10 protein-coding genes and 1 other RNA gene are annotated in these 8,948 nt (G+C 60.6%); 3 read left to right on the forward strand and 8 right to left on the reverse strand.

Annotation, left to right across the window (positions count from 1 at the left end; genetic code table 11):
- Nucleotides 1-791: 791 nt before the first annotated feature.
- Nucleotides 792-1,268, reverse strand: coding sequence for an Lrp/AsnC family transcriptional regulator (locus MHZ91_RS28045; RefSeq protein WP_056566859.1), 477 nt, complete (start codon nucleotides 1,266-1,268; stop codon nucleotides 792-794).
- Between the two features lie 156 nt (nucleotides 1,269-1,424).
- Between MHZ91_RS28045 and hppD the strand changes: the two genes are divergently transcribed.
- Nucleotides 1,425-2,537 (forward strand): 4-hydroxyphenylpyruvate dioxygenase, encoded by a 1,113-nt coding sequence (gene hppD / locus MHZ91_RS28050; RefSeq protein ID WP_239216575.1) that lies wholly within the window; start codon nucleotides 1,425-1,427, stop codon nucleotides 2,535-2,537.
- Between the two features lie 216 nt (nucleotides 2,538-2,753).
- On the opposite strand, the gene msrA is transcribed toward hppD, so the two are convergent.
- The 3 genes from msrA to ilvD form a co-directional block, all read right to left on the reverse strand.
- A complete protein-coding gene (msrA, locus tag MHZ91_RS28055; RefSeq protein WP_175125324.1) occupies nucleotides 2,754-3,308 on the reverse strand; it encodes a peptide-methionine (S)-S-oxide reductase MsrA in 555 nt (184 codons plus the stop codon).
- A gap of 75 nt (nucleotides 3,309-3,383) precedes the next feature.
- The gene (locus MHZ91_RS28060) at nucleotides 3,384-3,719 is read right to left on the reverse strand and encodes a c-type cytochrome (protein ID WP_175125326.1); all 336 of its coding nucleotides are present in this window, start codon (nucleotides 3,717-3,719) and stop codon (nucleotides 3,384-3,386) included.
- Nucleotides 3,703-5,388 (reverse strand): dihydroxy-acid dehydratase, encoded by a 1,686-nt coding sequence (gene ilvD / locus MHZ91_RS28065; RefSeq protein WP_218342113.1) that lies wholly within the window; start codon nucleotides 5,386-5,388, stop codon nucleotides 3,703-3,705. Before ilvD ends, MHZ91_RS28060 begins: the two co-directional genes overlap by 17 nt.
- 130 nt (nucleotides 5,389-5,518) lie before the next feature.
- Between ilvD and lgt the strand changes: the two genes are divergently transcribed.
- A complete protein-coding gene (lgt, locus tag MHZ91_RS28070; RefSeq protein ID WP_056327922.1) occupies nucleotides 5,519-6,307 on the forward strand; it encodes a prolipoprotein diacylglyceryl transferase in 789 nt (262 codons plus the stop codon).
- Here lgt and MHZ91_RS28075 read toward each other — a convergent pair.
- The 4 genes from MHZ91_RS28075 to MHZ91_RS28090 form a co-directional block, all read right to left on the reverse strand.
- Nucleotides 6,282-7,046, reverse strand: a complete 765-nt coding sequence (locus MHZ91_RS28075) for an SIMPL domain-containing protein (RefSeq protein ID WP_239216576.1) — start codon at nucleotides 7,044-7,046, stop codon at nucleotides 6,282-6,284. The two genes, lgt and MHZ91_RS28075, sit on opposite strands and share 26 nt — an antisense overlap.
- An 83-nt stretch (nucleotides 7,047-7,129) precedes the next feature.
- A non-coding RNA gene (ssrS, locus tag MHZ91_RS28080) (6S RNA) lies at nucleotides 7,130-7,315 on the reverse strand.
- 31 nt (nucleotides 7,316-7,346) lie between these two features.
- A complete protein-coding gene (locus tag MHZ91_RS28085) occupies nucleotides 7,347-7,658 on the reverse strand; it encodes a cell division protein ZapA (RefSeq protein WP_076518838.1) in 312 nt (103 codons plus the stop codon).
- Nucleotides 7,659-8,105 (reverse strand): hypothetical protein, encoded by a 447-nt coding sequence (locus MHZ91_RS28090; protein WP_239216577.1) that lies wholly within the window; start codon nucleotides 8,103-8,105, stop codon nucleotides 7,659-7,661.
- Nucleotides 8,106-8,585: 480 nt separating this feature from the next.
- On the opposite strand from MHZ91_RS28090, the gene MHZ91_RS28095 reads away from it, so the two are divergent.
- Nucleotides 8,586-8,948 (forward strand): tripartite tricarboxylate transporter TctB family protein (locus MHZ91_RS28095; protein ID WP_239216578.1); only part of this gene is annotated, 363 nt, incomplete at its 3' end.

An 8,948-nucleotide genomic window follows, 5' to 3' on the forward strand; every position in this document is an offset into this window, starting at 1 on the left:
TAAGGTACTTCACTTCTAGTGAGCACTTGATTTCTTGTGCTTGCGATTCAGGCCGAAACCCAAACCGCTGCACTCGCATCAAGCGCCCACACTTATCGGTTGTTTAATTGTTAAAGAGCGGCACTGCTAAATTCTGTACTACTTAACTTCAAAATCGAGGCGCTGATTTCTCAGCGCTTAGCGACTATCGAAACGTCAGGGTAAACCCTAATTTTTCGGCAACCGCCAAGCCCTCTACTATAACACAGCTTTTGCAGATTGTGCAACTGGCTTCTGCCTGATTTGCACCGCATCTTGCAACCCCGCTCAACTTTCAAGCGGCCCCGGGAAACCCGAAGGCTGGTTACCGCACAGGTGGCTGAAACATCGATTCGGGTAAACCCTGATTCATCATCACCAGCCAAGCCCAAGACTATAGCACAATTTTTGCAGATCTTGCAACTGGCTTCTGCCTGATTTGCGCCGATCTTTGCAATAACCGCTTGGCCTCATTTCTGACTGCCTTTGCGGCAGGCCGGGAAAACCCACGAACCTGTTGCACCTGCTTGGCTTCGCTGTTCAAAACTGTTGGAGCAGCGAAGGAGCGAGACTATAGCACAGAAATTTGGCGTGTGCGATCAGCATGACACCCATTTTGCAGAAATGTGATTCTTTTTGGGGACGCAGTCGCGGGCAAGCCGCTGAGCCGGCGTTCTTCGATACCTATCTATATAGAGCGTGCGGGCTCGTCTCTATATATATAGAAGGCACGGGGATGGCTTCGACGGCGGCAGCCGCCCCGCTCAGTGAGTCTATATACGAAGCTCCGTCGTTTCCTTGATCTGCTGGAGCGCGAAGAAGGAGCGCATGTCCACCACCGCCGGGTGGCGCATGAGGGTGTCCATGGCGAAGCGCGAGAAGTGCGCCAGATCGGCGACCTGGATGCGAAGCAGATAGTCCATGTCGCCGGACATGGCGTAGCACTCGACGACTTCCGGCCAGAGCTGGACGTCGCGTGCGAAGTCGCTCATGGGTGCGTGACTGGATCCGCTGTGCTTGTTCAGGCGGATATTGACGTACGCGAGCAGCCCGAGGCCTACCTTGGCCGCGTCGATGAGCGCCACGTATTTCTTGATGAAGCCCTGCTCTTCAAGACGCCGCACTCGGCGCAGGCAGGGGCTGGGCGACAGCGAGACGCGGTCCGCCAACTCCTGATTGCTGAGGCGTCCGTCGCGCTGCAGTTCAGCCAGAATCCTTAGATCTGTCCTGTCTAGCTCAATTCCGGACATCTTCAACCCCTCTGATTCGAAAACGAGCATTATTATTGCTCAAGTCACTGCCTTTCGCGCCATCTTTGCAATTGTCTGCCCGGCCTTCGTACCTACAATCTGCGTCTAGACTTGAATAACAAGTCGTCCTCACAAAACATGCAAGGGAGCAGACTTATGAGCAGCGCTTTCCAACCCTGGGACAACCCGATGGGCACCGCCGGGTTCGAGTTCATTGAATATGCCGCGCCGGACCCCGCCGCGCTGCGCAAGGTGTTTGAGTTGCTGGGCTTCAAGGCCATTGCCAAGCATCGCCACAAGGACGTGACGCTGTACCGCCAAGGCGGCGTGAACTTCCTGATCAACGCCGAGCCCGATTCCTTCGCTCAACGATTTGCTCGCCTGCATGGCCCGTCGATCTGTGCGATTGGCTTTCGGGTGCAGGACGCCAACGCCGCCTACAAGCGTGCGCTGGAACTGGGCGCGTGGGGCTTTGATTCCCATAGCGGGCCGATGGAACTGAACATTCCTGCCATCAAGGGCATTGGCGATTCGCTGATCTATCTGGTGGACCGCTGGGCCGGCAAGGAAGGCCACGGCGGCATTGGTGACATCAGCATCTACGACGTGGACTTCATTCCGCTGGATCCGGCCAATGCGCAGACCGACGTCAACTGGCACGGCGCGGGCCTGACGCTGGTCGACCACCTGACGCACAACGTGCACAAGGGCCGCATGGCCGAATGGTCGGAGTTCTACGAGCGCCTGTTCAACTTCCGCGAAGTGCGCTACTTCGACATCGAAGGCAAGGTGACGGGCGTGAAGTCCAAGGCGATGACGTCGCCTTGCGGCAATATCCGCATTCCCATCAACGAGGAAGGCACCGACGAGAAAGGCCAGATTCAGGAATACCTGGATCTGTACCGCGGCGAAGGCATCCAGCACATCGCCATGGCGACCGATGACATCTATGCGACGGTAGAAGCGCTGCGCGAGACGGGCGTCGTGTTTCTGGACACGCCGGAGACCTACTACGAACTGCTGGATCGCCGCATGCCGAACCACGGCGAAGACGTGGATCGCCTGCAGAAGAACCGGATCCTGCTGGATGGCGCGCCGGACGGCGGACTGCTGCTGCAGATCTTCACCGAAAACCAGATCGGTCCGATCTTCTTTGAGATCATCCAGCGCAAGGGCAACGACGGCTTTGGTGAGGGCAACTTCAAGGCCCTGTTCGAATCCATCGAGCTGGACCAGATGCGCCGTGGCGTTGTGAAGACCGTGGAATAAGGCTTGCAGACGGGCGCCAGGCGTGCGTCTACCAAGCTTGCCCAAAACCCCGCTGCGAAGCGGGGTTTTTCTTTGGGCGATCGTCAATCTGACTCGCGACGCATCGGGAAAAGCACCGCGTGGAAAAAAGCCCCACATGCGAGAAGGCCCCGCTTTGATCGGCGGAACGCTTTCCGCCGAGCGGGGCCTTCAGTCACGCGAAACGATTGCCGCCGCTCAGCGCTTCAGGCGATCCTGGAATTGCTTACGGAATTTGGCGACCTTGGGCGCAATCACAAACTGGCAATAGCCTTGCTCGGGATGCAAGGCGAAATAATTGCTGTGATAGTCCTCGGCCTGCCAGAAATGCGCCGGCGCCAGCAGCTTGGTCACGATGGGCGCATCGTAGACTTTCTGCGCCTCGACCTCGGCGATGACGGCTTCGGCCTGCTCGCGCTGCGACTCGTTCTGCCAGAAGATGGCGGACTCGTACTGCGGGCCGATATCGTTGCCCTGGCGACCCGGGGTGGTGGGATCGTGGGTGGCGAAAAAGACGCGCAGCAGATCGCTGTAAGAGAGTTCGGCCGGATCGAATTCGATGCGCGCGACTTCGATGTGGCCGGTGTCCTTGCCGCAGACCTGTTCGTAGCTGGGATTGTCGACGTGTCCGCCCGCGTAGCCCGGCAAGACGCTCTTGACCCCGCGCAGATCGACAAACACTGCTTCGACGCACCAGAAGCAACCGCCGCCAAGTACGGCGACTTCATTGCCCGGTGATGGTTGTTCTGCCATGACGATTCCTTTGCTGTAGACGGCCGCTGCGCGCGGCCGGCGCCCCCGGCTTGGTGCCGGGGCATAAGAATAAGGCTACTGCTTTGCCGGCGCCAGCGACAAGATCCATTCGGCCAAAGCACGGGCGTCTTCAGGCGTGACGTGGGTCTGGGCGGGCATGGGCACCGCGCCCCAGGCGCCGCGGCCACCGCCGCGGATTTTGCCCGCCAGGTAATCCACCATGGCGTCGCCCTGCCCCGCGTATCGTTCCGCCACGCTCTTCAAGGGCGGCCCGACCCGTTTGGCTTCCACCTGATGACAGGCCATGCAGGCCTTGCTCTTGGCCAGATCCAGGCCAGTGGTTTGCGCATGCACCGCGCCAGCGCCCAGGGCGCCGGCCGCGGCCAACAACAGACTAATCTTCAAACGCATCGGTTACTGCCCCACGGCTGGCGGTGCTGGCGAGCTTGCCGAACTTGGCAAGCACACCGCGTGTATAACGCGGCTTGGGCTGGACCCAGGCCTGGCGACGAGACGCCATCTCTTCGTCTCTGATGTTGAGCTGCAGCAGCAGCTTGTGGGCATCGATGGTAACCGAATCGCCTTCCTGGATGAGGGCGATGGGACCGCCCACGTACGCTTCGGGCGCGACGTGGCCCACCACCATGCCCCAGGTGCCGCCGGAAAAACGGCCGTCTGTGATGAGACCCACGGTTTCGCCCAGCCCCTGCCCCACAAGCGCGGACGTGGGCGCCAGCATCTCACGCATGCCCGGACCGCCCTTCGGGCCTTCGTAGCGGATGACGACGACGTCGCCGTCGCGGATCTGCTGCGCCATGATGGCCGTCATCGCGTCGTCTTCGGAATCGAACACGCGTGCGGGTCCCGTGATGACGGGGTTCTTCAGCCCAGTGATCTTTGCGACGCAGCCTTCCGGCGAGAGATTTCCCTTCAGGATAGCGAGGTGCCCCTGCGGATAGAGCGCGCGATCGATCGGCATGATGACGTCCTGATCCGCGCGCGGCACGTCGGGTACGTCGACCAACGTTTCCGCGATGGTCTTGCCCGTGATGGTGATGCAATCGCCATGCAGCAGGCCCGCGTTGAGCAGAAGCTTCATGACTTGCGGAATGCCGCCGGCACGATGCAGGTCGGTAGCCACGTACTTGCCGGACGGCTTCAGGTCGCACAGCACGGGCACGCGCCGGCGGATGCGTTCAAAGTCGTCGATAGTCCACGGCACTTCAGCGGCGTGCGCGATGGCCAGGAAATGCAGCACCGCGTTGGTGGAGCCGCCCGTGGCCATGATGACGGACACCGCGTTCTCGATGGCTTCGCGCGTGATGATGTCGCGCGGGCGCAGATTGCGCTTGACCGCGTCGACCAGCACACGCGCGGACTCGGCGGCCGATGTGACCTTTTCCTCGTCTTCGTTGGCCATCGTGCTGGAATACGGCAGGCTCATGCCCATGGCTTCGAATGCCGAGCTCATCGTATTGGCGGTGTACATGCCGCCGCAGGAGCCCGAGCCGGGAATCGCGCATTTCTCGATCTGCTTGAAATCTTCTTCGGGCATGCGGCCCATGGTGTACTCGCCAACGGCCTCGAACACGGACACGATGGTGAGATCGTTGCCCTTGTAGCGGCCCGGCTTGATGGTGCCGCCGTAAACATAGATGCCCGGCACGTTGGTGCGCGCCAAGGCGATCATGCCGCCGGGCATGTTCTTGTCGCATCCGCCGATGACGACGACGCCGTCCATCCACTGGCCTTGCGCGGCGGTTTCGATGCAGTCGGCGATGACCTCGCGCGACACCAGCGAGTACTTCATGCCTTCGGTGCCCATGGACATGCCATCGGAAATGGTGGGCGTGCCGAACACCTGCGGATTGGCGCGTGACGCGCGGATCGCGTCGATGGCGGCGTCGGCCAGCCGTTGCAGGCCGCTATTACAGGGCGTGATCGTCGAATGGCCGTTGGCCACGCCGATCATGGGGTTCTGGAAATCTGCTTCTTTGTAGCCCAGTGCGTAGTACATGGCGCGATTGGGTGCGCGCGCGACGCCTTCGGTAATGTGGCGGGAACGTTCGTTGTGCGGCATGGTCAGTGTCTCCTGTCGGCCGTCGGGGCGCGGACATGGCGAACGCACCCGGGGAAGCTGGCTCGCTTGGCATGCGAATCTTCAGTGCTCGCCGGTTATTATCATTCAACTTTATTGTGTCGGGCAGAACATGCTGGAATATCCAAAAATCGACCCCATCGCCCTGCAGATCGGGCCGCTCGCCATTCATTGGTATGGGCTGATGTACCTGGCGGGCTTCGCGCTCGTGTATTTGCTGGGCCGGCATCGCATCAAGAGCGGGCACACCACATCGCTGAACGTGCGGGACCTGGAAGACCTGATCTTCTATAGCGTGCTGGGCGTGGTGCTGGGGGGAAGGCTGGGATATGTGCTGTTCTACAAGCCAGGCTATTACCTTTCGCATCCGCTGGAAGTGCTGTACCTGTGGCAGGGCGGCATGTCTTTCCACGGCGGCCTGATCGGCGTGATCCTGGTGATGCTGCTGTTTGCGCGCAAGAAGGGCCTGCCGTTCTTTGCAATCAGCGATTTCATCGCGCCGTTGATTCCGCTGGGCCTGGGTTTCGGCCGGCTGGGCAACTTCATCAATGGCGAGTTGTGGGGCCGTCCCACCGATGTGCCGTGGGCGATGGTGTTTCCCGACAGCGGCGACGGCCTGCCCCGCCATCCCTCGCAACTCTATGAGCTGGGCCTGGAAGGCATCGTGCTGTTCGCGCTGCTGTGGTGGTTTTCGAGCAAGCCGCGCCCGCTGGGACAGGTGAGCGGATTGTTCCTGATGGGTTATGGAACGTTCCGCTTCCTGGTGGAGTTCACCCGCGAGCCCGACAACTTCCTGGGTCTGCTCGCGGGTGGATTGAGCATGGGACAGTGGCTGTCCCTGCCGATGGTCGCCTTGGGCGCCATCATGTTCAGCCTTACTGCAAAACGATCGTCCCGTTGACGGCGACGCTGACAGTCACGTTCCCTGCTTCAAGGGGAACGCTGACGTCGGCGCTGCTGAAGGAACCGCCCTTCGCCATGGCCGCGCCCATCATGCGCGGCATCGGCGCGGCAGCGCCGGAGCCGCCGAGATCCAGCTTGGACAGGCGGTAGCCGGAGAAACCGAACGCGTTGGCTGCGGCCAATGCGCGGTCCTTGAAGGCCTGCGCCGCTTCTTTGAGAAGCTTGCGCTCTTCGGCTTCACGCGCGGCATCCGACAGCGAGAAGCTGATGTTGGAAATGGCGGTCTTGTCGGAAAGCTTGGAAGCCAGGGCCGCGGCAGCCGCGAAGTCCTTGGATTCCAGCACGATCTCGCCCTGGCCGCGCCACGAGGCGATCTTTCCCTTGTTGTTCATGTTGGGCCAGACGTTGAAGTTGCTGGTGCGCACTTCCACGTCCTTGGTGTCGCGCGCGCGCTTGACCACGTCTTCCAGCGCAGCGGTCAGCTTCTGGCCGGCGGTCGGCTGATCCGGCGCTTCGACTTCGGCGGACAGGGCGATGCGGACGGTGTCCTGCTTGACCTCGGACGAGGCCATCGCTTGCAAGGTCAGCTCCGGCGAACGGTTCGCGGCGGACTCGGCAGCGGCCGCCGGTGCGGGCGCCTGAGCCTGAGCGAAAACGGGTTGGGCCACAGCGATGGCGGCCACGGCTGCGCACGCCGCACCAAGCCTGGTGAGCGAAAAAACGGGGTGTTTGAACATGGACTGGTCCTATGTGGGAGGACGAAGGGGAATTGCCGAGAGGCACCCGACGCGGACCTGCTCCATGGCAGGTCCGCTGGGATAGATGCCCCGCCTGTGCCGTCAAGGCCGGCATCTCGAACCCTGAGGTTCAAGGTGGTCGCGTTCCGAAGAGCATCGGGTTCGTCTGCAAGAGACAATCACTCCAGCTCTGCACTCCCGCAACCAATATGCCAAAAAGACATAGGTTCAGAGAATGTATGGCCTAGTCACGAACACGGCAGGGACAAACTTGAAAATCTTGAATGCAGCTTATGAACGTTAGAGCAGTTTTTCCTGACCCGACAAGGCGTCATCGAGTACTGCGTTCATGTCCTCAATTCTACGCTTGAAGTCGCCGACCGCCAAACCGCCCAGCGGACCGTCCGGCGCCTTCATTGCAAGCAGCTCGCCAGCGATCTGCAATGCAGCCATCACAGCGATGCGTTCGTTGCTGGAAACCTTGCCCGTGCCCTGGATGCGCAGCATGAGCTGATCGACATGGCGCACGGCAGCCAGCAGCGTGGGCTTTTCTTCGGCGGAGCACGCAAGTGAATACTCACGGCCGAGGATCGATACGTCTACACGTTCCATTTAGTGTTGCTCTCCGGACGGCGCACCCGGCAAGCGGGCCAGGACGGCGTCGATGCGCTCGCGGGCCGAAGCGGCGGCCACACGCAAGCGCTGTAGTTCTGTGTCGCGCGATTGCAAGTTGCCCTGCAGTTCGCTTTCGCGCGCGGCGAAGCGCGATTCGAGCGCTTGGCGCTCGGCGGTCTCGCGAACGAGTTGCTCGCGCAGCGCGGCTTCTGCCCGCTTGGCGTCCTCGAGCATGGCCGAGACGGCGCCGTCGTTATCTTGAAGCTTGCTTTGCAGCGTGACGACCTCGGCCTCGCGATCAGCAGCGCGCTGCTTGAGCACACGCTGCTCGGCTTCGAAGTCGTTCAGGCGGAGACGCAACGCGTCACGCTCGGCGTGGAGTTGGCGGGTGCGTTGCACCAGTTGCCCGATTCGGGCGGCGAGTTGGTCTAGATCTTGCAGCATGGGCGCTATCGTAAACCATCCTGGGTTGGACCGGGCCTCTTCACGCAAGGTGAGAAACCCGGCAATATTCAGTAGGAAATACGGTTGGGTTTTGGCGCGCGAAGGTTACCGGCTCTTGCCTGCCAAGAAAAGTCCCCATCCGTCGAAATTGCCGCATCCGGCCGATCCGGCTTTCGTGAATCTTTCTATAAACTTTCACTTAGCTTTCAAAAAGCCCTCAAACTTCTGACCGCGTTACAAACGGGGATCGGGAGTTCCCCAATTCTAGGGAAAACCCCAGCCTTTCACAGACCTTACAGGGTTTGCAGCGTGGCGGGCGTCCATTACCATTCGGCCTTTCAAGAAACCACGACGTCGCTTTCAGAATAATTAATGGCACCCCGAAGTGCCTTTTTTGTGCCTGTCACTCGCCTTTCGGCGAGCGTCCATCCGGCTACAAACCTCTTTTATCTACATGCTGTAAACAGGAGCCAACCAATCATGCAGCTACGCAATCGACAGGATTTCTGGTCGGGGGTGATGTTCATCGCTCTCGGACTGGGATTCGCCTGGCAGGCCAGCAGCTACCAAATGGGTACTGCTGCCCGAATGGGCCCAGGGTACTTTCCTTTCTGGCTAGGCATTGTTCTTGCATTGCTCGGCGCCATCGTGCTGCTTGGCTCGCTGTCCAAGAAAGCCCATGAAACTCACGTCGACAAGTTCGACTGGCGCATCGTCTTCCTGGTGGTGGGCTCCGTCGTGCTGTATGGCGTGATCCTCAAGCTGCTGGGCCTGGTGCTGGGTCCCATGATGGAAGAAAACTTCCGCCGTGCCCTGCTGCTGTCGCGCGGCGACTTCTCCACC

Source organism: Achromobacter sp. ACRQX (genome assembly GCF_022346505.1).
Taxonomy (GTDB): Bacteria; Pseudomonadota; Gammaproteobacteria; order Burkholderiales; family Burkholderiaceae_B; genus Achromobacter; species Achromobacter animicus.